The organism is Actinomadura sp. WMMA1423, assembly GCF_006547145.1.
Classification (GTDB): domain Bacteria; phylum Actinomycetota; class Actinomycetes; order Streptosporangiales; family Streptosporangiaceae; genus Spirillospora.
Map to the genome: position 1 here is coordinate 2159074 of NZ_CP041244.1, position 23682 is coordinate 2182755.

The window sequence follows — 23682 nt, forward strand, 5'->3', positions numbered from 1 at the left end:
CGCGGGTTTTGTGCCCGGATGTCCATAACACCGCCTCCCGTTCGCGCGCAGGTCGGCCCGGGAGGGGACGGCCCGCGGCCGCGGCCGGGTCAGTCCGGGATGAGGCCCTCGTCCCCCAGCATGGAGCGCACCTCGTCGATGTGCGCGTCGGCCGGGGGCAGGATCAGCTCGGACGGCTCCAGGCTGTCCGGCGGCAGCGGCCTGCCCACCTTGCGGACGTTGTCCAGCAGGGCGTGCAGCGCGGCACGGAACGCGGTCTCGTCACCCGACTCGATCGCCGCCTCCAGCTCGGCGTCGAGGGTGTTGAGGGAGGACAGCTCCTCCTCGGCCACGTCCAGCTGGCCCTCGCCCATCAGGCGGACGATCACTGGGCACCCCCGGGGTTCTGCGGCCACGGCGCCTGCTGGGGGGTGTCCTGCTGCTGGTGCGGCTGCGCGGTCGGCGTGCCCTGGTTCAGCTCCTTGGGCGCGGGGCCCTGGCCGAGTTCGGCCTTGAGGCGCTCGAGCTCCATGTCGACGCCGGGACCGGAGCCCATCCGGTCGAGCTCGGCCTGGATGTCGTCCTTCGGCCCGGAGAAGTCCTCCAGGGCGCCGGAGGCCAGCAGCTCGTCGATCGCGCCGGCGCGGGCCTTCATCGTGTCGGTCTTCTCCTCGGCGCGCTGGATCGCCAGGCCGACGTCGCCCATCTCCTCGGAGATGCCGGAGAACGCCTCGTTGATCTTGGTCTGCGCCTCGGCGGCCGTGTAGGTCGCCTTGATCGTCTCCTTGCGGGTGCGGAAGGAGTCGACCTTGGCCTGCAGCCGCTGGGAGGCGAGCGTGAGCTTCTCCTCCTCGCCCTGGAGCTGCTGGTACTGCCCGCGCAGATCGTTGAGCTGGCTCTCCAGGCCGGAGCGGCGGGTCAGCGCCTCGCGGGCGAGGTCCTCGCGGCCCACCTGCAGCGCCTTCTTGCCCTGGTCGGTCAGCTTGCTCTGCTGCTGCTCGAGCTGGTTGATCTGCAGCTCGAGACGCTTGCGCGAGGTGGCGACGTCGGCGACCCCGCGACGGACCTTCTGCAGCATCTCCAGCTGGCGCTGGTAGGAGTAATCGAGGGTCTCCCGAGGGTCTTCCATCCGGTCCAGGGCCCTGTTCGCCTTGGACTTGAAGATCATCGACATTCGCTTCATCACGCTCATCGCGCGGCGCCGGTCCCTTCGTGCTGTCGCCTCAGTCGTGAACTGGGCTCAATGACCACTGCTGGGGTTCTTATCACCCTACGCGTTAACGCGCGAGGCAGCCACGATGTTCGCAGCCGGTAGGCTGATCCCTGTGTTCAAGCGTCGTACCCCGGAGGCCCCGCCGGATCCTCCTCAGGTAGTAAAGCCCGGCGGCAAGGGCCGTCCCACGCCCAAGCGGAGCGAGGCCGAGAAGCGGCGCCGCCAGCCGATCACGGCGCCGTCGACCCGCAAGGAGGCCTACCGCAAGGTGCGGGAGCGGCAGGCCGCCGACCGCGCCAGGGCCCGCCAGGGAATGGCCAAGGGCGACGAGAAGCACCTGCTCAAGCGGGACAGGGGCCCCGTCCGGCGGCTGGCGCGCGACTACGTCGACGCCCGCCGCACGTTCGGCTCCTACCTGATGTACGTCATGTTCGCGCTGGTGCTGCTGAGCATGCTGCCGATCCCGGCGGCCAAGCTGCTGGTGCTGTTCGTGCCGCCGCTGCTGCTCGTCGTGGTGTTCGGCGAGGGCCTGATGCTGAGCCGCGGCATCAAGCGGCTGGCCGCCGAGCGCTACCCCGACGAGGACCCCAAGGGGGTCGGCATGTACGCCGCCATGCGCGCGATGCAGATCCGCCGGCTGCGGATCCCGAACCCGCGGGTGCGGGTCGGTGAGAAGGACAAGGTCTGAGGGCAGGGACTGAGGGCCGGTCCCGAGGTCCGGCCTGAGGTCAGGGCCTTGGGGCCGGGGTCGGACGCGCCCCGGGCGTGGCCGTTCTCCGCTCACCGCACGATCGCCCCGGGGCTAGGGTCGGGAACATGGAGTTCCGAAACCTGGGCCGGAGCGGTCTGAAGATCAGCGAGATCGCGTACGGCAACTGGCTCACCCACGGCTCGCAGGTCGAGGAGGACGCGGCGCGCGCGTGCGTGCGGGCGGCCCTCGACGAGGGCGTCACCACGTTCGACACCGCCGACGTCTACGCCGGGACGCGCGCGGAGGAGGTCCTCGGGCGCGCGCTGAAGGGGCAGCGCCGCGAGGGGCTGGAGATCTTCACCAAGGTCTACTGGCCCACGGGTCCCGGCGTGAACGACCGGGGGCTCTCGCGCAAGCACGTGTTCGAGTCGATCCACGGCTCCCTGCGCCGCCTCGGGACCGACTACGTGGACCTCTACCAGGCGCACCGGTTCGACTACGAGACCCCGCTCGAGGAGACGCTGCGCGCCTTCGACGACCTCGTCCGGCAGGGCAAGGTCCTCTACGTCGGCGTCTCGGAGTGGCGGGCCGAGGAGATCGAGCGCGCCCTGAAGATCGCCGACGAGATGGGGTTCGACCGGATCGTCTCCAGCCAGCCGCAGTACTCGATGCTGTGGCGGGTCATCGAGGAGGAGGTCGTCCCGCTCTGCGAGCGCGAGGGCGTCGGGCAGATCGTCTGGTCGCCGATCGCGCAGGGCGTCCTGACCGGCAAGTACAAGCCGGGGCAGCCCCTGCCGGAGGGGTCGCGCGCCACCGACGACAAGGGCGGCGCCGACATGATCAAGCGCTACCTGGACGACGACCTGCTGACCCGCGTGCAGAACCTGCGGCCGGTCGCGGACGACCTCGGCCTGTCGATGGCGCAGCTCGCGATCGCCTGGACGCTGCAGAACCCGAACGTCTCGGCGGCGATCGTCGGCGCGTCCCGGCCCGAGCAGGTCGCCGACAACGTGAAGGCGGCCGGGGTGAAGCTCGACGCCGACGTGATGAAGCGGATCGACGAGATCCTCGGCGGGAGCGTCATCCGCGACCCGGCCAAGACCGTCAGCCCGCGCAGGCGCCCCTGAGCACGGCAGGGCCGCGGAGCGCGACGCTCCGCGGCCCTCGCCGTCTCCGGCCCTTCAGCCCTGCCCGTCACTCGGGGTCGTGCAGGCTCATCCCGTACACGACGGTGTCGCCGTCCAGCAGGGCGACCTTGTCGACCTCGTCCGCGCGCAGCCCCCGCCAGTTCTCCCCCAGCCAGCTCTCCGCGTCGGCCTGGGTGGAGAAGGTCTCCTCCGACATGCCGATCATGTGCCCGTCGGCCTTCTCCAGCCGCCAGCTCCACGCCATCGCCCTCGACCTCCCTCGTCGCGGTGAGACTAGCCGGTCAGGAGGCCGCCTCTATGGCGCGGCGCAGCGCGTCCGGGGATTCGGTGTCGGACGAGCCCAGACCCCGGCCGTTGACGCGCACGGTGGGCGTGCCGCTCACATTGGACGACGACACGTAGCCTGCGCTGACGACCTTCACGCTCTCCGCATACCGCTGGCTCCGCACGCACGACGTGAAGTCGTCGCTCGTCAGCCCGAGCGGCGCCGCGTAGGAGACCAGCTCCTCGATCCGGTAGCCCGTAGTGTTCTCGGAGGCGGGCTGGTGGGCGTAGAGGGCGTCCTGGTAGGACAGCCAGTGCGCGCCGTCGGTGACGCATCGCAGGGCCGCCGCGGCCCGCAGCGAGTTGCCGTGGGTCGGCTCCTGCCCCGCGGTGAAGATCAGCATCGGATGGAAGACGACCTTGGCGCGGCCCTCGACGGCCAGCCGCTTGAGCATCGGGTCGTGCATGCGGTCGAAGGCGCCGCACGGCGGGCAGGCGAAGTCCTCGTAGATGTCGACGACCGGGGCCGTGACGCCCGGGCGGGCCATGACGAGGCTCCCGTCCGCGAGCGGCGTGGCCTCCGCACCGCCGGCGATCTTGCCGACCCGCAGCGGCTGGGCCCCGCCGCCGTCGTCTCCGCCGTCCCCGTCCCGGACGACCAGGGCGAACACCCCGCCTGCGACCAGCAGCAGGACGAGCCCGGCGCCGACCAGCGCGATCACCAGACCGCCGCCGCCCCGGCGTCCGGGCGGCGGCGTCCCGGGCGGCGGGTACGGCCCCGGCTGCCAGCCGGGCCCGGGAGGCGGTCCCGGCGCGGGTCCGCCCGGCGGGACTCCGGGCGGACCGTAGGGCGGCTGCTGCCCGCCCCGGCCGGGTTGCGGGGGCCAGGGCGCGTTCGGGGGGTTGCCCACCGGACTCCTCCAGAGGGGGGACGTCATGATCCTTCGAACCGAGCGTAACCGTAGAGTTCCGGACGGGATGAACATCGAGCTTCGCGGCATCGCCGCCGCACAGGGCTGGCCGGCGCCGGGGTGCCGGTGCGCCTCGTGCGGCCGGCTGCGCGCGGCGGGCGTCCGGCACGGGCCGCTCGCCGCCGTGGTCGACGGCGTCGCGCTGGAGGACCTGCCGCGCACGGACGTGCCCGGCGGGTACGAGGTCCTCGCGCCCGGCGGAGGGCGCGCGCTGGTGGCGGCGGGCCCGGGGACGAGGCCGGAGCCGCCCCCGGGCGCCGAGTACGAGGCCGTACTGCTGGACCTGGCCGGCTCGCCGGAGCACCTGGGGTACCTGCGCCGGACCGGGGCCGTGACACCCGGGACCCGGATCGTGGCCGTCCACGTCGACCACCGCTTGCCCTCGCCGTCCGAACTGGACCGGTGCATGGCCTTCTGGAAGCGCCCGGAGCACGGCCCGTTCCGGACGCTGCTGCTCGGCGGCGCCCGGTCGGGCAAGTCGGCCGAGGCGGAGCTGCGCCTGGCCGCGTGCCCGGACGTCCTCTACGTCGCGACCGGCCCGGTGCGCGACGACGACCCCGCATGGGCCGAGCGCGTCGCCGCGCACCGGCTCCGCCGCCCGGCGTGGTGGCGCACGGTGGAGACGGCCGGCCTCGCGGAGGTGCTCGCGTCGGCGACGGGCCCGGTCCTAGTGGACGGCGTCGGCACCTGGCTCGCGGCCGCGATGGCGGAGACGGACGCCTGGGAGGAGCCGTCGCGGGTGCTGCCGCTGGTGGACGAGCTCGTCGCGGCCTGGCGGGGCACGGCGGCGCGGGTCGTCGCGGTGAGCGACGAGGTCGGGCTCTCACTGGTGCCGACGACCGCGTCCGGGCGCGCTTTCCGCGACGTGCTCGGCCTCGCCAACCAGCGGCTCGCCGCCGAGTCCGAGGAGGCCGCGCTGGTCGTCGCGGGCCGCGTCATGGAGCTCGGATGACCGCGGGCCTGCGGCTGGCGGTCACGCTGCTCACCGTCGTCCCGCTGCCGGCCGGGCGCGTCGACCGGGAGGCCGCGCGCCGGGCGATGCTGCTCGCCCCCGCCGCCGGGCTGATCCCGGGCGGCGCGGCCGCGCTGGTCCTGCTCGCCGGCGACGCGCTCGGCCTCTCCCGGCTGCTCGCGGCGGCGCTCGCGGTGGCCGCCACGGCGGCCGCCACCCGCGCCCTGCATCTGGACGGACTCGCCGACCTCGCCGACGGGCTCGGCAGCGGGCGCCCCGCCGCCGAGGCGCTGGCGGTCATGAAGCGGTCCGACATCGGCCCGTTCGGCGTCGTCACCCTGCTGCTGGCCCTGCTGGTCCAGGCGGCGGCCCTGGCCTCGGCGCCGCACCCGGCGGCCGCCGCGCTGGTCGCGGCGGCCGCCGGCCGGCTGACGCTCGCCTGGGCCTGCCGCCGGGGCGTGCCGTCCGCGCGCCCCGGCGGGCTCGGCGCCCTGGTGGCGGGCACGGTGCCGACGCGCGCGGCGATCGCCGTCACGGCCGCCGTCCTCGCCGCCTGCGCGGCCGCGGGCGCCGCCGCCGGCGGCCTCGGCGGCGCCCTGCACGGCGCGGCGGCGGTGGCCGCCGGGCTGGCCGCGGCCCTGCTGACGCTCCGCCGCGCCGTCCGCCGCCTCGGCGGGGTGACCGGCGACGTGCTCGGCGCCCTCGTCGAGGTCGCCGCGACGGCCGCGCTGGTCGCCCTCGCGGCGCTCCCCTGAGGGCGCGGCGGCCGGGGGGAGCCGCCGCCGGGCCGCGGGGAAGCGCAGGCCGGGGGGCGGCCGGGCGGGCAATGCTTGATCCAAAAGGGCGAAACCGGTCACCAGGAGGACTAACATCGGGCTACGTGACGAGCATCAGCCTTGACAGCGCAGACCTGGCCGGCCTCGACGTCGACGCGATCGTGATCGGCGTCGCCCCCGCGGAGGCGGGCGCCGCGCCGGCAGCCGGTGCCGAAGCCCTCGACCGCGCGATGGACGGCGGACTCGCCGGCGCGCTGGACGCGCTCGGCGCCACGGGCAAGGCCGGCGAGGTGACCAGGCTGCCGTCGCTCGGCGCCGTCCCCGCCAAGGTCATCGTGGCCGCCGGGCTGGGCGGGAGCCCGACCGCCGAGGACCTGCGCCGCGCCGCGGGCGCCGCCGTCCGCTCCCTCGCCGGCACCGCCCGGGTCGCGGTCGCGCTCCCCGCCTCGGGCGCCGAGGACGTCGAGGCCGTCGCGCTGGGCGCGCTGCTCGGCGCCTACTCCTTCGACTCCTTCCGCACCGGCGACGGCCGCAAGAGCCCGGTCGAGGAGATCCGCCTGATCGCGTCCGGGTCCGAGGAGGCCGCCGTCGGGCGCGCCCGCACCCTCGCCGCGTCCGTCAAGCTCGTCCGCGACCTGGTGAACACTCCGCCGTCCCACCTGTCCCCCGAGGACTTCGCCGGCGAGGCCGAGCGGGTCGCCGCCGAGACCGGCCTCGCCATCGAGGTGCTGGACGAGAAGGCCCTCGTCGAGGGCGGGTACGGCGGCATCGCGGGCGTCGGGCAGGGATCGGTGAACCCGCCGCGCCTGGTCCGGCTCGCCTACACCCACCCCGAGGCGTCCAAGACCCTCGCCCTCGTCGGCAAGGGCATCACGTTCGACTCCGGCGGCCTGTCCCTCAAGCCCAGCGAGGCGATGGACTGGATGAAGTCCGACATGGGCGGCGCCGCCGCGGTGCTCGGCGCGCTCGCCGCCATCGCCGAGCTGCGTCCCGCGGTCAACGTCGTCGGCTACCTCGCGATCGCCGAGAACATGCCGAGCGGCACCGCGCAGCGCCCGTCCGACGTGCTGCGCATCTACGGCGGCAAGACCGTGGAGGTCCTCAACACCGACGCCGAGGGCCGGCTCGTCATGGCCGACGCCCTCGTCCGCGCCGGCGAGGACTCCCCCGACCTCATCGTGGACGTCGCCACCCTGACCGGCGCGCAGCTCGTCGCCCTCGGCACGCGGACCGCCGGCGTCATGGCCAACGACGACGGCGTGCGTGAGAAGGTGGTCGCGGCGGCCGAGCGCGCGGGCGAGCCCTCCTGGGGCATGCCGCTCCCCCCGGAGCTGCGCAAGGGCCTCGACTCGGCGGTGGCCGACATCGCCAACATCAGCGGCGAGCGCTGGGGCGGCATGCTGGTAGCCGGGACGTTCCTCAAGGAGTTCGTGCCGGACGGCGTCAAGTGGGCGCACCTCGACATCGCGGGCCCGGCCTTCCACAAGGGCGAGCCGTACGGGTACACGCCGAAGGGCGGTACCGGTGCGGCGGCCCGCACGCTGGTCCAGATCGCCGAGGACGTCGCCGCGGGCGTCCTGTAAGGCGCCGGGGAATCCCGCGGGGGCCCCGCACGCTGTGAGCGGGCGGAGAACAGAATAGGTTTTCTTGTGGCGGTGGGGGCCCGGGTACCGGTGCGCCCCGCCCCGCCCAGGGCGCCGCGATCCACGCGGCGCCACAACCGGGGAAAGGGAGCGTCCAGTGGCCAACAACGGCCCCTTCGACATCGTCGTCCTAGGTGCCGGCAGCGGCGGGTACGCGTGCGCGCTGCGCGCCGCCGAGCTCGGCAAGTCCGTCGCGCTCGTCGAGCGGGACGAGTCGCTCGGCGGAACGTGCCTGAACCGCGGCTGCATCCCCACCAAGGCGCTGCTGCACGCGGCCGAGGTGGCGGACCAGTCCCGCGAGGCGGCGAAGTTCGGGGTGCGGACCACCTTCGAGGGCATCGACGTCGCCGGAGTGAACGCCTACAAGGACAAGGTCGTCTCGACGACCGTCAAGGGCCTCACCGGGCTGATCAAGTCCCGGGGCATCGAGGTCGTGCACGGCACCGGGCGGCTGGCCGGCCCCACGGCGGTCGAGGTCGACACCGCCGAGGGGACCCGCCGGATCGAGGGCGCGCACATCGTGCTCGGCACCGGGTCCGCGCCGAAGTCGCTGCCCGCCCTGGAGATCGACGGCGAGCGCGTCATCTCCAGCGACCACGCCCTGCGGCTGGAGCACGTCCCCGGCTCGGTCGTCATCCTCGGCGGCGGCGTCATCGGCGTCGAGTTCGCCAGCGTCTGGCGCTCGTTCGGCGCCGAGGTCACGATCGTCGAGGCGCTGCCGCACCTGCTCCCGCTGGAGGAGGAGTCCAGCTCCAAGCGACTGGAGCGCGCCTTCCGCAAGCGGGGCATCAAGTTCGAGCTCGGCACCCGGTTCCAGAGCGCCAAGACGACCCAGGGCGGCATCTCGGTCACCCTCGAGGACGGCAAGACGATCGACGCGGAGCTGCTGCTGGTGGCGGTGGGCCGCGGGCCGGTCTCCGACGGGATCGGCCTGGCCGAGGCCGGGGTCGAGACCGAGCGCGGGTTCGTCAAGGTCGACGAGTACTGCCGGACGAGCGTCCCGACGATCTCCGCGGTCGGCGACCTCGTCCCCACCCCGCAGCTGGCGCACGTCGGCTTCGCCGAGGGCATCCTCGTCGCCGAGCGGCTGGGCGGGCTCACCCCGCCGCCGATCGACTACGACGGCGTCCCTCGCATCACCTACTCCGACCCCGAGGTGGCCTCGGTCGGCATCACGTCCGCCGTGGCCCGCGAGCGCGGGTACGAGATCAAGGAGGTCACCTACGACCTCGCCGGCAACCCCAAGAGCAAGATCCTGGGGACGCAGGGCGAGGTCAAGGTGATCGCGGCCGCGGACGGCCCCGTCCTCGGCATCCACATGGTCGGCGCACGCGTCGGCGAGCTCATCGCGGAGGGGCAGCTCATCTACAACTGGGAGGCCCTGCCCGGCGAGGTCGCCCAGCTGATCCACCCCCACCCGACCCAGTCCGAGGCGGTCGGCGAGGCGCATCTCGCCCTCGCCGGCAAACCACTGCACGTGCACGGCTGACAAGCCGCACAAGTATTCCGAAGGAGTCGCTGAGACATGCCGGTCTCCGTCACCATGCCCCAGCTCGGCGAGAGCGTCACCGAGGGCACCGTCACCCGCTGGCTCAAGAAGGAGGGCGAGCGCGTCGAGACCGACGAGCCGCTCCTGGAGGTGTCCACCGACAAGGTCGACACCGAGATCCCCTCGCCCGCCTCGGGCATCCTCACGAGCATCACCGTCGCCGAGGACGAGACCGTCGAGGTCGGCGCCGAACTGGCCGTCATCGGCGACGAGGGCGAGGCGCCGTCCGGCGGCGGCGCCCCCGCCGCCGAGGAGCAGGAGGCGGAGCCGCAGCAGGAGCCCCAGCAGGAGGCCCCGCAGCAGGAGGAGGCCCCGCAGCAGGCCGAGCAGCCGCAGCAGGCCCAGCAGCAGCAGGCCCCGCCGCCCGCCGCGTGGCCCCCGCCGGCGCAGCAGCAGCCCGCGGCCCCGCCGTCCCCGGCGCCCGCCCCGGCACCGCAGCCGCAGGCCCAGCAGCAGCCCGCCCCGGAGCAGCAGCCGGCGCCCCAGCAGCCCGCCCAGCAGGCGGAGCCGGGCGACGGCCCGTACGTCACGCCGCTGGTGCGCAAGCTGGCGGCCGAGCACAACGTGGACCTCGGCACGGTCAAGGGCACCGGCGTCGGCGGCCGCATCCGCAAGCAGGACGTCCTGGAGGCGGCCCGCGCCGCCCAGCAGGCCGCCCAGCGTCCGGCCGCGCCCGCCGCCCCGGCGGCCCCCGCCCCGGCCCAGGCCCAGGCCCCCGTCGGCCGCCACGCCGCCCCGGCGCCCGCCGGCGCCCCCGCCGAGCAGATGGCGCTGCGCGGCCGGACCGAGAAGATGTCGCGCATGCGGCAGACGATCGCCCGCCGCATGGTCGAGTCGCTGCAGGTGTCCGCGCAGCTCACCACCGTGGTCGAGGTGGACATCACCAAGATCGCGCGGCTGCGGGAGCAGGCCAGGGCCGACTTCCAGGCCCGCGAGGGCGTCAAGCTGTCGTTCATGCCGTTCTTCGCGCTGGCGGCGGTCGAGGCCCTCAAGGCGCACCCGAAGCTGAACGCGGTCATCAACAGCGAGACCAACGAGGTCACCTACCACGAGGTGGAGAACCTCTCCATCGCGGTCGACGTCCCCGAGCGCGGCCTGATGGTCCCGGTCGTGCACAACGCGGGCCAGCTCAACCTGGGCGGCCTCGCGCAGCGGATCGCCGACGTCGCCGAGCGCACCCGCACCAACAAGGTGAGCCCGGACGAGCTGGCGGGCGGCACGTTCACGCTGACCAACACCGGCAGCCGCGGCGCCCTGTTCGACACCCCGATCCTCAACCAGCCGCAGGTCGCCATGCTCGGCACCGGCGCCGTCGTCAAGCGCCCGGCCGTCATCGACGACCCGGAGCTGGGCGAGGTCATCGCGGTCCGGTCGATGGTCTACCTGGCGCTGACCTACGACCACCGCCTGATCGACGGCGCGGACGCGGCCCGCTTCCTCGCCACGGTCAAGCACCGCCTGGAGGAGGGCAACTTCGAGGCCGAGCTCGGCCTCTGACCCTCCCGCGCGTCCGCCGGACCCCGCCGCGCCCGCACGGGCGGCGGGGTCCCGCGCGTTCCGGGGAAACGCGGGACCCGCCGCGGAGTCCGCCACAGGGCGCCACCCTCCCTCTACGCTGGGGGTATGAGGGTCACCGTCACGGGCTCGTCGGGTCTCATCGGCTCGGCGCTGGTGCAGTCGCTGCGGGAGGACGGCCACGACGTCGTCCGGCTGGTGCGCAGGGAGCCGTCCGGGCCCGGAGAGGCGCGCTGGTCCCCGGCCGACGGCTGCGTCGACAAGCAGTCGCTGGAGGGCGCGGACGCCGTGGTGCACCTGGCGGGCGCCGGGGTCGGCGACCGGCCGTGGACCAAGGCCTACAAACAGAAGATCCGCGACAGCCGGCTGGTCGGCACCCGCACGCTCGCCGAGGCGATCGCGACCGCCTCGCCCCGGCCCCGGGTGCTGGTGTGCGGCTCGGCGATCGGGTTCTACGGCGACACCGGAGACCGGGAGGTCGACGAGGACTCCCCCGCCGGGCAGGGGTTCCTGTCCGACCTCGTCCGCGACTGGGAGGCCGCCGCCGCGCCCGCGCGCGACGCGGGGGTGCGGGTCGTCCATCCGCGGACGGGCGTCGTGCTGGCCCGCGAGGGCGGCATCCTCGGGCGCACCCTCTCGCTCTTCAAGCTCGGCCTCGGCGGCGACCTCGGCGACGGCCGCCAGTGGACGAGCTGGATCTCCCTCCCCGACGAGATCGCCGCGCTGCGGTTCCTCATCGACGCCGACATCGCCGGGCCGGTCAACCTGACCGCGCCGAACCCGGTGACCAACGACGCCTACACCAAGGCGGTCGGCCGCGCCCTGCACCGGCCCGCCCGGCTGTCGGTCCCGAAGTTCGCGCTGCGCGCCGCCCTGGGCGGCTTCGCCGACGAGGGTCCGCTGGTCAGCCAGCGGGTCCTGCCGCGCCGGCTGCTGGACGCCGGGTTCGGGTTCGCGCACGAGGACGTCGACTCGGCCCTCGCGGCCGTGCTGTGACTCCCAAGAAACGTCAAAGTCCCGGGCGGCCTCCTTCGATGGCCATACGGTGGCGATGAGACGGACGGCCTACCCGGGACGGCCTACTAGGGGGATGCATGAGCACCGACGGACAGCCGCACATCCTCGCCATCGGCGGCGGCAGCTTCGTGCCCGACGGCAGGGAGGGGCTCGCCCCGAGCCCGCTGCTGCGCTACGCCTTCGACCTGACCGGCCAGGACCGCCCGAGGGTGTGCTTCCTGACGACCGCCGTCGGCGACGACGCGGGGTGCGTCGCCCGCTTCTACGCCGCGTTCTCCTCGATGGACGCCGAGGTCAGCCATCTCGCGCTGTTCCCGATGCCGAACGTCCCCGACGTCCGGGCGCACCTGCTCGGCCAGGACCTGCTGTACGTGTCGGGCGGCAGCGTCGCGAACCTGCTGGCCCTGTGGCGGCTGCACGGCCTCGACGAGATCATGCGCGAGGCGTGGCTGGAGGGCGTCGTGCTGTCCGGGCAGAGCGCGGGCGCGCTGTGCTGGCACGTCGGCGGCAACACCGACTCGTTCGGGCCGCAGCTGCGGCCGCTGACCGACGGCCTCGGCCTCCTGCCGTACTCGTGCGGCGTCCACTACGACAGCGACCCGCAGCGTCGCCCGCTGCTCCAGCAGCTCGTCGGCGAGGGGACCCTGCCCGGCGGGTACGCGGCCGACGAGGCGGTGGGCCTGCACTACGTCGGCGCCGAGTTCGTCCAGGCCGTCTCCTACCGGCGGGACGCGGGCGCCTACAGGATCGAGCCGGACGGGCCGGGGACGGCGAAGGAGTACCGGCTGGAACCCCGGCTGCTCGCCTCGTTCTGAGGAGCGGCTCGGGCGGTCACGGCATAAGCTTGCCCGTGTGAGCGATGTGGACGTACGCGAGCTGGTAGTGGTGCATGCGGGGTTCGGCTCGGCGGCCGTCCCCTACGAGGACGGCTGGGAGCTGCAGAAGCGCACCCACGCGCTGCGGGTGGACGACGCCATCCCCGACACCGTCCTGCTGCTGGAGCACCGGCCCGTCTACACGGCGGGCAAGCGGACGGAGGCGCTCGACCGCCCGTTCGGCGACCCCGGCGCCCCGGTCGTCGACGTCGACCGCGGCGGGAAGATCACCTGGCACGGCCCGGGGCAGCTCACCGGCTACCCGATCGTCCGGCTTCCCGACCCGGTGGACGTCGTCGGCTACGTGCGGCTGCTGGAGCGGATGATGATGGACGTCTGCGCCGACCTCGGGCTGCGGACGGCGACGGTGGAGGGGCGCAGCGGCCTGTGGATCCCCGGGACGCCGGACCGCAAGATCGGCTCGATCGGGATCCGGGTGGCGCGCGGCGTCACGATGCACGGCTTCATGCTCAACTGCAACACCGACATGAGCTGGTTCGACCGGATCGTCCCCTGCGGGATCCGCGACGCCCAGTCGACCAGCCTCAGCCTCGAACTGGGCCGTGACGTGACGGTCGCCGAGATCGTCCCGCTCGTCGAACGGCACCTGGCGGAGGCGCTCGGCGCGGCGGAGACGTTCCACCGCACCACGGCGCAGCTCGGAGTCCCGGCTCAGGCCGTCGCCCCGTAGGCGCTCATCCCGCAGCCGGCCCTCTGCGGGCGGCCACCCTGAACACGGTCAGACCGTCGCCCTGGACCCGGTCGCCCCGCGAGCGGTCAGGCCATCACCTTGTAGACGGCCTGGCCCTCGGTGGCGGCGAGCCGGAAGAACTCGCCGAGTCCCGCGTAGGCGGGCTGGAACACCCGTTCGCGGGCGGCGGAGTCCAGCCGCCCGGCGTCCTGGACGCCGGCGTGGACCATCGCGGCCGGGTCGTAGCGTCCGGCGATCTCGGCGAACGGCGTCGCGGCCAGGTGGTCGGCGGCGGGCTTGACCCGCTCGGGGGCGAGGTAGATCACGTCCATGCCGAGCTCGTCGGCGCCGTCCTCGGTGAGCAGCCGCCCGCCGCACACGACGTCGGCCTCGGGCTGGCGGCCCTCCCACGGGTCTCCGGTCACGAGGTAGTGCATCGCCTGCCACGCCCGGCCGAGCTCGAACAGCGCGCCCGCGCCGCGCCGCCGCCAGTTCGCGTCGCCGAAGACGTGGCGCGCGATCCGCCCGGGATCGGGCTCGCCCTCCAGCACGGGCGGCACCCTGAGGTACGACATTGCCAGACCCACGGTGGTCCTCCTGCTGACGCTGTTGCGTGACGACAGGGAGTCACCCTAGAGAGATCCATTGACGTAGATGGCCGAAACACGCGAATCGGCTGCACGGGCGGAGTACCGTCATACGTTCGAGATCGCTCCGATACGCCTTCGATGCCCCTCCCGCCGACGGGCGCCGGTGTGCCGGGACCGCTGATCGCGACGTACGCTGGGAGCCGTGACGACGGTGACACCTGAGGGACGCAAGCTCCTGCGCGTCGAGGCGCGCAACAGCCAGACCCCGATCGAGCGCAAGCCCGAGTGGATCAAGACCCGGATGAAGATGGGCCCGCAGTACCGCGAGCTCACCGGCCTGGTGAAGTCCGAGGGCCTGCACACGGTGTGCCAGGAGGCCGGCTGCCCCAACATCTTCGAATGCTGGGAGGACCGCGAGGCCACCTTCCTCATCGGGGGCGACCAGTGCACCCGGCGCTGCGACTTCTGCCAGATCGACACCGGCAAGCCCGCCGCGCTCGACCGCGACGAGCCGCGCCGCGTCGCCGAGTCCGTCGCGACGATGGGGCTGAAGTACGCGACCGTCACCGGCGTCGCCCGCGACGACCTCGAGGACGGCGGCGCCTGGCTGTACGCCGAGACCGTCCGGGCGATCCACGCCGCGGTCCCCGGCTGCGGCGTCGAGCTGCTGATCCCCGACTTCAACGCCGTCCCCGAGCAGCTCGCCGAGGTGTTCTCGGCCCGGCCGGAGGTGCTCGCGCACAACGTGGAGACCGTCCCGCGGATCTTCAAGCGGATCCGGCCCGGGTTCCGGTACGAGCGCTCCCTGGAGGTCATCACCCGGGCGCGCGAGGACGGGCTGGTCACCAAGTCGAACCTGATCCTCGGCATGGGCGAGACCCGCGAGGAGGTCTCGCAGGCGCTGCGCGACCTGCACGAGGCCGGCTGCGAGCTCATCACGATCACCCAGTACCTGCGGCCGAGCCCCCGCCACCACCCGGTGGAGCGGTGGGTCAAGCCCGAGGAGTTCGTGGAGCTGGCGGCCGAGGCCGAGGAGATCGGCTTCGCGGGCGTGATGTCCGGACCGCTCGTGCGGTCCAGCTACCGCGCCGGCCGCCTCTACAAGCAGGCCGTCTCCGCGCGCGGCTGACGACCGGGCTGGCGGGGCGGCGGCCCGACCCGACTATCCTTGGACGCATGTCGAAAAAGCCCACGGACGGGGCCCAGGAGAGTCCAGGGCGCCTCAAGCAGATCCGCATGGTCGCCCAGGTGCTCCGCCAGGCCGACCCGAAGGCGCTGCCGATCGTGTTCGCCTCCGCGATCGGGACGCTGGTCGTCGTCATCCTCATCGGGCTGATCATCGGCCAGCTGTGGTTCTTCATCCCGCTGGGCGTCCTCGCCGCGTTCGCCGTCGGCATGATCGTCTTCGGGCAGCTGGCGCAGCGCGCCCAGTACAAGGTGATCGCGGGCCAGCCCGGCGCGGCCGCCGCGATCCTGAAGAACATGCGCGGCAACTGGTCGGTGACCGAGGCGGTCAGCGGCAACCGGAACCTCGACATGGTGCACCGCGTGGTGGGGCGACCCGGCGTGGTGCTCGTCTCGGAGGGCCCCCGCAGGCGCGTCGGCCCACTGCTCGGCGCGGAGAAGAAGCGCATCGCCCGCGCCGTCAGCCAGATGGAGATCTACGACATCCAGGTCGGCGACGACGAGGGACAGATCCCGGTCGACAAGCTGCAGCGCCACCTGATGAAGCTGCCCCGCAACCTCACCAAGGGGCAGGTCGCCGAGCTGAACGACCGGCTCCAGGCGCTCCCCCGGTCGATGCAGATGCCGAAGGGCCCGATGCCCAGAGGCGCGAAGATGCCCAAGGGCCCGAAGCCCAAGCTGCGCTGACCCCCCGAACGTAAAGCGCCCCCTCGGGGGCGCTTTTCCTTTTCCGGTCGGCTCTTCCAGCTCCCCGACCGGCCCCGCCGGCGCTCCCGCTCCGGCTAGATGGTGACCGCTCCGGCTAGATGGTGACGACGACGGTGTTGCTCGCGCGGTCGTGCATGCCGCGGTAGTCGCGGTCCCAGATCAGCGCGGGGATGACCAGGAGCAGCAGCAGCGTCCGGGCGAGGGCCCAGCCGAGGCCGACCGGGCGGCCGTCCAGCCGGGCGACGCGGATGCCGCACAGCCGCTTGCCGATCGTCGTGCCGAGGAACGCGGTGAGCACCCACGCCTGCAGGCCGAAGATGAGCAGCGTCCACGAGCTGCGCTCGGCGGGCTCCCACCCGAACGAGCGCGCGAGCAGGCTCGCCACCAGCATCGACAGGCCCCAGTCGATGAACAGGGCGAGGAGCCGGCGGCCGTAGGGCGCGACGGATCCGCTGCCGCTCTCCGGGAGGCCGATCCGCTTGCCGGGCTCGCCGAGGTCGGCCCCCGCCGAGCGCGCGCCGCCGAGCCAGGTCTGCGTCCACCGCGGCCCGGCCGCCTTACCACCGCTCATGGCCCTACGCTATCCCGTCCCTCCGAAGGTTCGGACGCGGCTCCCGGGGGAAGCCCGGAGTGACCCGTAACACAGCGGAAACATACGAGACATGGCCGGGAAACGGCGCGGACATAACGTCGTCTAAGCCGAGAACCGCCCTGAGGAGGCTGGATGTTCAGCAGCGCCGAAGAGGTCCTGAGCTATATCAGGAACGAAGGTGTGCGTTTCGTCGACTGCCGGTTCGTGGACCTGCCGGGCAAGATGCAGCACTTCACGTTCCCCGTCGAGAGCTTCGGCGAGAGCGTCTTCACCGACGGGCTGATGTTCGACGGGTCGTCCGTCCGCGGTTTCCAGGAGATCCACGAGTCGGACATGCTCCTGCTGCCGGACCCGAGCACCGCGGTCGTGGACCCGTTCCGCCAGCACAAGACGCTCATCCTGAACTTCTTCGTGCACGACCCGCTGACCGGCGAGCCCTACAGCCGCGACCCGCGCAACATCGCCCGCAAGGCCCAGGAGTACCTGCGCGGCACCGGCATCGCCGACACCTGCTACTTCGGCCCCGAGGCCGAGTTCTACATCTTCGACGACGTCCGCTTCGAGACCAAGCAGAACGCGGGCTACTACTACCTCGACTCCGTCGAGGGCGCCTGGAACACCGGCCGCGAGGAGCCCGGCGGCAACCTCGGCGCCAAGCCCCCCTACAAGGGCGGCTACTTCCCCGTCCCGCCGATGGACCACTACACCGACCTGCGCTCGGAGATGGTGGCCCAGCTCCTGGAGTCGGGCATCCACGTCGAGATGCAGCACCACGAGGTGGGCACCGCCGGCCAGGCCGAGATCGACTTCCGCTTCGACACGCTGCTGAAGACGGCCGACAACCTGCTGCTCTACAAGTACATCGTGAAGAACGTCGCGCGCGCGGCCGGCAAGACCGTCACGTTCATGCCCAAGCCGATCTTCGCGGACAACGGGTCGGGCATGCACTGCCACCAGTCCCTGTGGAAGGACGGCTCGCCCCTCTTCTACGACGAGGTCGGCTACGCGGGGCTGTCCGACAACGCCCGCTACTACATCGGCGGCCTGCTCAAGCACGCCCCGTCCCTGCTGGCCTTCACCAACCCGACGGTGAACAGCTACCACCGCCTGGTCCCCGGCTACGAGGCCCCGGTCAACCTGGTCTACTCCCAGCGCAACCGCTCGGCCTGCATCCGAGTCCCGATCACCGGCTCCAACCCGAAGGCCAAGCGGATCGAGTTCCGCGTGCCGGACCCGTCCTGCAACCCCTACCTGGCCTTCTCGGCCATGCTGATGGCCGGCCTGGACGGCATCAAGAACAAGATCGAGCCCGCGGAGCCGGTCGACAAGGACCTCTACGAGCTGCCGCCCGAGGAGGCCCGCGCCATCCCGCAGGTCCCCGGCAGCCTCCCCGAGGTCCTCGCCGCCCTGGAGGCCGACCACGACTACCTGCTCGAAGGCGGCGTCTTCACCCAGGACCTCATCGAGACCTACATCACGATGAAGAACGAGTTCGAGATCGACCCCATCCGCCTGCGCCCCCACCCCCACGAGTTCGAGCTCTACTACGACATTTAGGATCGCCGCAGGTCAGAGCGAGTTTCCGCTCTCCTGGGCCGTCTGCGGGCCGTCGGCCGTGTCCTTCCTTCACCGGAGGGCACGGCCGACGGCCTTTCTGTGGTCGGCCTTGGGGCGGCGAGGCGATCGATGCCGAAGCTGGAGCGTGCCTCCAAGCTTGCTCCGCAGGGTGAGGCGCTGGAGATCGCGCGCACTCCCATGACCCTGGCGGAGCCCTACGCGCCCTGAAGCCGCGCTGCCCCGCCGGGGTGTCGGTGGGGCGGCCTACCGTGGGGGGCTTGGTAGATCGGATCGTGTCGTGCGGGCACTGGGACGAGGTGGCCGTGGCACTGGCGCGGGGCTGGCATCATGTGGGCCGAGCGCGCGGGTGAGGGGGCGGGATGGCGTACGAGGCCAAGGACGTCCTGAGGGGCGGGTTCTCGCTGCTGGACGCCGCGCGGGGGCTGGTCGCCGACCACCGGCGGGCGCTGGCCGACGTGCGCGCGGCGCTGGCGCCGCTGCGGAGCGAGGCGGCGCGCGAGCAGCTCGCGTCGATTCCGCTGGCCCGGCTGAAGGACGTCACGGACGGGCGGCTGCGGCTCGGGCCTCTGGAGGAGGCGGGCTTCGGCAACGTCGCGGACGTGCTGGCCTCGACCCCCTACAAGCTCCAGCTGCTGCCGGGGATCGGTCCCCAGACGGCGCAGCAGCTGCACGCGGCGGCGGGGAGCCTGGCCGAGGCGGCCGAGCGGTCGGTGACGGTGCGGCTCGACGTCGACCGGCGGGACGAGGCGATGACGCCCGCCGTCGTCGCGCTGCACCGGCTGGTGAACGCCGGGCCGGAGCTGCCGCGGGCGCGCGCGGTCGCCGAGGAGGTCGACGAGCGCGTCGGGCCGCTGGTGCAGGACGCGCGGCCCGCCGGGTCGTGGTGGCGCAGGCTCCTCGCCCCGCCCGCGCGGCGCGAGCGGGCGCGGTCGGCGGTCGGCGAGCTCGCCGAGGCGCTCGCCGCCGAGGAGGCGCGCGGCACCCGGCTGCTGGTCTCCCAGGCCTCGGTCGACCTGCTGCGCCCGCACGTGTCGGCCGACGAGGCGTGGATCGACTTCGAGCTGCGCGCGGCCGACTACCAGACGCTCCTGGCCGAGCTCGCGTCGGCGGAGCCGGAGCAGGACGCCGCCGAGGGGTTCCTGCCGGGCGACCTCGCGGCGCGGGTGAAGGCCCAGCCGCTCGACGACCGGTTCCGGCGGGTGTCGCTGCGCGGGTACCAGGCGTTCGGGGCGCGGTTCGCGCTCGTCCAGAAGCGGGTGATCCTGGGCGACGAGATGGGGCTCGGGAAGACGGTCCAGGCCATCGCCGCGATGGCCCATCTGCGGGCGCGGGGCGTGACGCACTTCCTGGTGGCGTGCCCGGCGAGCGTGCTGATCAACTGGCTCCGGGAGATCGAGACCCGCAGCACGATCGCCGCGCATCCGGTGCACGGGTCCGGCCGGGCGGGGGCGCTGCGCAAGTGGGCCGGGGACGGCGGCATCGCCGTCACGACGCTCGCCACGCTGCACGCCCTGAACGTCCCGGAGGAGGTGGAGGTCGGCATGTTCGTGGTGGACGAGGCCCACTACGCCAAGAACCACGAGACGCGCCGCGCCCGCGCCGTCGCGCAGTGGTGCCGCAGGGCGGAGAACGTCCTGTTCCTCACCGGGACGCCGATGGAGAACCGGGTCGAGGAGTTCCGGAGCCTCGTCGCCCATCTGCGGCCCGAGGTCGCCGAGCGGATCCGCCCGCACGACGCGGCGGTGGGGGCGCGGGCGTTCCGGTCGGCCGTGGCGCCGGTCTACCTGCGGCGCAACCAGCGGGACGTGCTCGTCGAGCTGCCCGAGGTCGTGCACGTCGACGAGCTGGAGGAGTTCAGCCGGGCGGACGCGGCCGCCTACCGCAAGGCCGTGGCGGCGGGCAACTTCATGGCGATGCGCCGGGCGGCCTACGCCGTCCCGAAGAGGTCGGCCAAGCTCGACCGGTTGAAGGAGCTGGTGGTCGAGGCCGCCGAGAACGACCTGAAGGTCGTGGTGTTCTCCTACTTCCGCGACGTGCTGGCCGCCGTCGGGGAGGCGCTCGGTCCGGAGACCCGCGGGCCGATCTCGGGCGAGACCCCGCCGGCGCGGCGGCAGGAGATCGTGGACGCGTTCACCGCCGAGCCGGGGCACGCCGTGCTGCTCGCCCAGATCCAGGCCGGCGGCGTCGGGCTGAACCTCCAGGCGGCGTCGGTGGTGATCCTCTGCGAGCCGCAGGTGAAGCCGACGATGGAGACGCAGGCGATCGGGCGGGCGCACCGGATGGGGCAGGTGCGGACCGTCCAGGTGCACCGGCTGCTCACCCCCGGCGGTGTGGACGAGCGGATGCTGGAGATACTGCACGTCAAGACCATGCTGTTCGACGAGTACGCGCGGCGCAGCGACCTCGCGGAGCAGACCCCCGACGCGGTCGACATCTCCGAGCGCGACCTCGCCCGGCAGATCGTCGCCGAGGAGCAGCAGAGGCTCGGGACGTAGGGAAGAACGCGGGGCGGGCCGGTGTTCAGGCGGGCGAGGCCGTCGATCGAAGGGGATTCCATGGCTGAGGTCAGGGTTGAGCGCACCGAGGACGGCTTCCGGGCCGTCAACGGCCGGGGCGCGGCGGTCGCGATCGGCGATGGGGACTCCGAGGGCGTCTTCACGCCGGTCGAGCTGCTGCTGGCGGCGCTCGGCGGCTGCGAGCTGGTCACCGTCGAGCCGCTGACGGCCAAGCGCGGGCACCGGATGGCGCGGCTCGCCGCCACCGTCCAGGCCGACAAGATCGCGACGAGCACGCTCGGCACGATCACGGTCACCTACGACGTCGAGCTGCCCGAGGGGGACGGCGAGGCCGAGGACGTCCTGAAGGCCGTGGCGGCCCGCGTCCACGAGAAGTACTGCACCGTCGGCAACGCCCTCCGCGAGCCGACGAAGGTCGACCAGGTCGTGTAGGAGTCGGGACCTTCGGAGCGCGGCCGGGGCGCCGCCCGGCCGCGCTCCACGGCTAGCGGCAGGTGGCGCCCCGCTCGGGTACCGTGCCGCGCAGCAGGTAGGCGTGCACGGCCTCGCGGACGCAGGGGTCGCCGGTGTCGTAGGCGCCGTGCCCCTCCCCTTCGAGCGTGAGGAGGGCGGCCCGGCCGCCGAGCGCCCGGGTGAGCGCGGGCGCCCACGCGTACGGCGTGGCGGGGTCGCCGGTGTTGCCGACGACGAGGATCGGCGCGGCGGACGGAGCGGACACCTCGCGTGATGCGGGGTCTCCCGGTACCGGCCAGCCCGTGCACTGCAGCAGCCCCCACGCCAGGGACGCCCCGAAGACCGGTGAGGCGGCGCGGAACCGCGGCAGCAGCCGCCGCACGTCCCCGGCGGTGTAGCGGTCGGTGCTGTCGGCGCAGGTGATGGCGGTGTTGGCGGCGGAGAGGCCGCTGTAGGCGCCGTCCCGGCGCCGCCCGTTCTGGGCGTCCGCGAGCATCAGCAGCAGGCTCCCGTCACGGCGCTTCACCGCGTCGACCAGGCCCTGGGCGAGGTACGGCCAGGCGTCCCGCGAGTACAGCGCGGCGGCGACGCCGGTCGTGCCGAGGCTCTGGGTGAGCCTCCGCCCGGACGAGGTGCGCAGCGGGCTCTGGTCGAGGCCCGCCAGGAACCGGCCGGTGGACGCGACGACGGACGGCCCGTCCTTACCGAGCGGGCACTCCTTCGTGCCGAGCCGGGCGCAGGCGTCGCCGAAGGCGCCTAGAGCGCGCTGGAACGCGGCCGCCTGCTGGCGCGCCAGATCCGCGGAGCTGAGCCCGGTGTCGACGGCCCCGTCCAGGACGGCCCGCCCCACCCTGCCGGGGAACTGGTGCGCGTAGCTGCCGCCGAGCCTGCTGCCGTAGGAGACCCCGAAGTACTGGAGCCGCTCGTCGCCGACGGCGGCGCGGACCATTTCCAGGTCGCGGGCCGCGTCGACGGTCCCGACGTGCGGCAGCAGCCGCCCCGACCGGGCCTCGCAGCCGCGCACGAAGGCGGCGCGGCCCGCCGTGTAGGCCCGCTCCTCGGCGGCGGTGTCGGGGCTGTCGTCCATGGCGGCGAGCGCGTCCATGCGGCGGGCGTCCACGCAGGCGACCGGGTCGCTCCGGCCGACGCCGCGCGGGTCGAAGCCGATCAGGTCGTAGCGGGAGCGGAGCTCGGCGTACTGGTCCGCGCTCTGGGCGAGGGTGTCGACGCCCTCACCGCCGGGGCCGCCGAAGTTGAACACCAGCGAGCCGATGCGGCCGCGCGGGTCGGTCGCCGGCACCTTGATCAGCGCGAGGCCGATCCGCTCCCCTGAGGGCCGCGCGTGGTCGAGCGGCACCTGGAGCGTCGCGCACCGCAACCCGCGGGGCCGCTTGCTCCCGGGCCCCGGGGCCGGCAGGCCGGTGCAGCGCCCCCAGGCCGGCTGCGGCGCGGTGCCCGCCAGGACGACCGCGGGCGGGGTGTCACCCGCCCCGGACCCGGCCGCCGCCGGAGCGCCGCCCGCCGTGCGGGCGCGTCCCGTCCCTCCGGAGAGGGAGAGGAGCACTAAGACGGCCAGAGCCGTGCCGACCGCCGGCACCGCGCCGGATCTCCCCCGATACCTGGCCATTCATTCCCCCCGTTCGCATCGCGTGAAGCGATCGGGATCTACCCAGGGCCCCCTATGCTGACTCCTGGCCGACTCCATCGGCTCCCCGGGAGGGGTGGCGGCGGCGGGATCACCCCGGCGTCCCTGAGGCCCTCCCCCGAAAGTCCGGATACCGCATCAGGGTCGTACTACTCAGGTCTGAGATGAAGACCATTCGTCGCGGTGATCTCATTCGGGGGCCCTGCGGCGAAGATAGGTACCATGGCTCAACCCGCCCCCCCAGCGGCTCGCAGAAGCGAGGCCGGCGCCACCGCGACGCGGCGCCGGGTCCTCACCGCGCCCCCTGTCTGGCGCGAGCTCCTGCTGGTCGTCATCTTCTACACCGGCTATACGCTGACGCGCATCGTCCTGGTTCAGGACGGCACCGGGCCGGCGTTCGCGCACGCCGACGAGATCCTGCGCGTCGAACGCTATCTGGGGCTGGACATCGAGCTGCACCTCAACCAGACGCTGCTGACCGTGCCCTGGCTGGCTCGGACCGCCAACGTCTTCTACGCCACGATGCACTTCATCGTGACGCTCGCCGTCGTGGTCTGGCTGTACCGCTACCGGCCGCAGCACTACCGGTGGCTCCGCACCTCCATCATGGTCGCCACCGGCGTGGCGCTGATCGGGTTCTGGCTGTACCCGCTGGCGCCGCCGAGGTTCCTGCACAGCGAGGGCTTCGTCGACCCGGTGACCGCGCTGCACTCGCTCGGCCTGTACGCCAGCGACGCCTCCGGGAGCCTGACCAACCAGTACGCGGCCATGCCGTCCATGCACGCCGGCTGGTCGCTGTGGTGCGGGCTCGTCCTGGTCAAGCTGGCGTCGCAGACGTGGGCCAAGCTCCTCGGCGTGCTCTACCCCGCGACCACCGTGATCGTGATCCTGTCCACCGCCAACCACTACGTGCTGGACGCGGTGGCGGGCATGGCGCTCATCGGCGGCGCGCTCTGGGTGTCGTGGATCCTGTACACGCGCTGCCCGGCGCCGCTCATACTCGCGCGGGCCCACGTCACGGGCCGGCTGCACCAGTGGACCGGGCGGCGCGCGGGCGGCTCCGGGGCGGGCTCCGCCGCCACCGGAGGCGCCACCCGGCCCTGACCGGCGTACAACTCCGGGCCCACGTAC

General features: G+C 73.4%; 23 protein-coding genes. 16 read left to right on the forward strand and 7 right to left on the reverse strand.

Annotation, left to right across the window (positions count from 1 at the left end; all coding sequences use genetic code 11):
• Window positions 1-89 precede the first annotated feature (89 nt).
• Together FKD65_RS09995 and FKD65_RS10000 are read right to left on the reverse strand one after the other, a co-directional pair.
• Window positions 90-368, reverse strand: a complete 279-nt coding sequence (locus tag FKD65_RS09995; protein ID WP_141577187.1) for a hypothetical protein — start codon at window positions 366-368, stop codon at window positions 90-92.
• Window positions 365-1171: a PspA/IM30 family protein gene (locus FKD65_RS10000; protein WP_168220997.1), complete on the reverse strand. Its 807-nt coding sequence runs from the start codon at window positions 1169-1171 to the stop codon at window positions 365-367. Before FKD65_RS10000 ends, FKD65_RS09995 begins: the two co-directional genes overlap by 4 nt.
• 133 nt (window positions 1172-1304) lie before the next feature.
• On the opposite strand from FKD65_RS10000, the gene FKD65_RS10005 reads away from it, so the two are divergent.
• A complete protein-coding gene (locus tag FKD65_RS10005; protein WP_240810061.1) occupies window positions 1305-1880 on the forward strand; it encodes a DUF3043 domain-containing protein in 576 nt (191 codons plus the stop codon).
• A gap of 128 nt (window positions 1881-2008) precedes the next feature.
• Window positions 2009-3010: an aldo/keto reductase family protein gene (locus FKD65_RS10010; protein ID WP_141577189.1), complete on the forward strand. Its 1002-nt coding sequence runs from the start codon at window positions 2009-2011 to the stop codon at window positions 3008-3010.
• A 67-nt stretch (window positions 3011-3077) separates the two neighbouring features.
• On the opposite strand, the gene FKD65_RS10015 is transcribed toward FKD65_RS10010, so the two are convergent.
• Together FKD65_RS10015 and FKD65_RS44885 are read right to left on the reverse strand one after the other, a co-directional pair.
• The gene (locus FKD65_RS10015) at window positions 3078-3275 is read right to left on the reverse strand and encodes a hypothetical protein (protein ID WP_141577190.1); all 198 of its coding nucleotides are present in this window, start codon (window positions 3273-3275) and stop codon (window positions 3078-3080) included.
• A 37-nt stretch (window positions 3276-3312) separates the two neighbouring features.
• The gene (locus FKD65_RS44885; protein ID WP_205718619.1) at window positions 3313-4206 is read right to left on the reverse strand and encodes a thioredoxin domain-containing protein; all 894 of its coding nucleotides are present in this window, start codon (window positions 4204-4206) and stop codon (window positions 3313-3315) included.
• 67 nt (window positions 4207-4273) lie between these two features.
• Here FKD65_RS44885 and FKD65_RS10030 point away from each other — a divergent pair, with 67 nt between their 5' ends.
• From FKD65_RS10030 to lipB, 8 genes are all read left to right on the forward strand, one after another.
• Window positions 4274-5218, forward strand: a complete 945-nt coding sequence (locus FKD65_RS10030) for a bifunctional adenosylcobinamide kinase/adenosylcobinamide-phosphate guanylyltransferase (RefSeq protein WP_141577192.1) — start codon at window positions 4274-4276, stop codon at window positions 5216-5218.
• Window positions 5215-5973 (forward strand): adenosylcobinamide-GDP ribazoletransferase, encoded by a 759-nt coding sequence (locus FKD65_RS10035; RefSeq protein WP_141577193.1) that lies wholly within the window; start codon window positions 5215-5217, stop codon window positions 5971-5973. Before FKD65_RS10030 ends, FKD65_RS10035 begins: the two co-directional genes overlap by 4 nt.
• 71 nt (window positions 5974-6044) lie before the next feature.
• Entirely contained in the window at window positions 6045-7577 is a 1533-nt protein-coding gene (locus FKD65_RS10040) for a leucyl aminopeptidase (protein WP_141577194.1), read from the forward strand.
• A 157-nt stretch (window positions 7578-7734) separates the two neighbouring features.
• Window positions 7735-9126 (forward strand): dihydrolipoyl dehydrogenase, encoded by a 1392-nt coding sequence (lpdA, locus tag FKD65_RS10045; RefSeq protein WP_141577195.1) that lies wholly within the window; start codon window positions 7735-7737, stop codon window positions 9124-9126.
• Window positions 9127-9162: 36 nt separating this feature from the next.
• Window positions 9163-10683, forward strand: a complete 1521-nt coding sequence (gene sucB / locus FKD65_RS10050; protein ID WP_141577196.1) for a 2-oxoglutarate dehydrogenase, E2 component, dihydrolipoamide succinyltransferase — start codon at window positions 9163-9165, stop codon at window positions 10681-10683.
• 126 nt (window positions 10684-10809) lie between these two features.
• Complete coding sequence (locus tag FKD65_RS10055; protein WP_141577197.1) at window positions 10810-11697, forward strand: TIGR01777 family oxidoreductase; 888 nt, start codon at window positions 10810-10812, stop codon at window positions 11695-11697.
• 98 nt (window positions 11698-11795) lie between these two features.
• Window positions 11796-12533: a peptidase E gene (locus tag FKD65_RS10060; RefSeq protein WP_141577198.1), complete on the forward strand. Its 738-nt coding sequence runs from the start codon at window positions 11796-11798 to the stop codon at window positions 12531-12533.
• 37 nt (window positions 12534-12570) lie between these two features.
• Window positions 12571-13284 (forward strand): lipoyl(octanoyl) transferase LipB, encoded by a 714-nt coding sequence (gene lipB / locus FKD65_RS10065; RefSeq protein ID WP_240810062.1) that lies wholly within the window; start codon window positions 12571-12573, stop codon window positions 13282-13284.
• Between the two features lie 86 nt (window positions 13285-13370).
• Here the strand turns inward: lipB and FKD65_RS10070 are convergent, their stop codons facing one another.
• Window positions 13371-13871: a DUF1877 family protein gene (locus FKD65_RS10070; protein WP_141577199.1), complete on the reverse strand. Its 501-nt coding sequence runs from the start codon at window positions 13869-13871 to the stop codon at window positions 13371-13373.
• 205 nt (window positions 13872-14076) lie between these two features.
• On the opposite strand from FKD65_RS10070, the gene lipA reads away from it, so the two are divergent.
• Together lipA and FKD65_RS10080 are read left to right on the forward strand one after the other, a co-directional pair.
• Window positions 14077-15003 carry a lipoyl synthase gene (lipA, locus tag FKD65_RS10075; RefSeq protein ID WP_141577200.1) on the forward strand — a complete coding sequence of 309 codons (927 nt, stop codon included), beginning with the start codon at window positions 14077-14079 and terminating at the stop codon, window positions 15001-15003.
• 47 nt (window positions 15004-15050) lie between these two features.
• Window positions 15051-15746, forward strand: coding sequence for a DUF4191 domain-containing protein (locus tag FKD65_RS10080; protein WP_141577201.1), 696 nt, complete (start codon window positions 15051-15053; stop codon window positions 15744-15746).
• Window positions 15747-15861: 115 nt separating this feature from the next.
• Here the strand turns inward: FKD65_RS10080 and FKD65_RS10085 are convergent, their stop codons facing one another.
• Entirely contained in the window at window positions 15862-16338 is a 477-nt protein-coding gene (locus FKD65_RS10085) for an RDD family protein (RefSeq protein ID WP_141577202.1), read from the reverse strand.
• Window positions 16339-16491: 153 nt separating this feature from the next.
• On the opposite strand from FKD65_RS10085, the gene glnA reads away from it, so the two are divergent.
• The 3 genes from glnA to FKD65_RS10100 all read left to right on the forward strand — a co-directional run bounded on the left by glnA (window position 16492) and on the right by FKD65_RS10100 (window position 20885).
• Window positions 16492-17916 carry a type I glutamate--ammonia ligase gene (glnA, locus tag FKD65_RS10090; RefSeq protein ID WP_141577203.1) on the forward strand — a complete coding sequence of 475 codons (1425 nt, stop codon included), beginning with the start codon at window positions 16492-16494 and terminating at the stop codon, window positions 17914-17916.
• A gap of 380 nt (window positions 17917-18296) precedes the next feature.
• Complete coding sequence (locus tag FKD65_RS10095) at window positions 18297-20432, forward strand: DEAD/DEAH box helicase (RefSeq protein ID WP_141577204.1); 2136 nt, start codon at window positions 18297-18299, stop codon at window positions 20430-20432.
• A gap of 60 nt (window positions 20433-20492) precedes the next feature.
• The gene (locus FKD65_RS10100) at window positions 20493-20885 is read left to right on the forward strand and encodes an OsmC family protein (RefSeq protein ID WP_141577205.1); all 393 of its coding nucleotides are present in this window, start codon (window positions 20493-20495) and stop codon (window positions 20883-20885) included.
• Window positions 20886-20937: 52 nt separating this feature from the next.
• Here FKD65_RS10100 and FKD65_RS10105 read toward each other — a convergent pair whose 3' ends face one another.
• Entirely contained in the window at window positions 20938-22533 is a 1596-nt protein-coding gene (locus FKD65_RS10105; protein ID WP_141577206.1) for an alpha/beta hydrolase, read from the reverse strand.
• Between the two features lie 240 nt (window positions 22534-22773).
• On the opposite strand from FKD65_RS10105, the gene FKD65_RS10110 reads away from it, so the two are divergent.
• Window positions 22774-23655 carry a phosphatase PAP2 family protein gene (locus FKD65_RS10110; protein ID WP_141577207.1) on the forward strand — a complete coding sequence of 294 codons (882 nt, stop codon included), beginning with the start codon at window positions 22774-22776 and terminating at the stop codon, window positions 23653-23655.
• The last annotated feature ends 27 nt before the right edge of the window (window positions 23656-23682 follow it).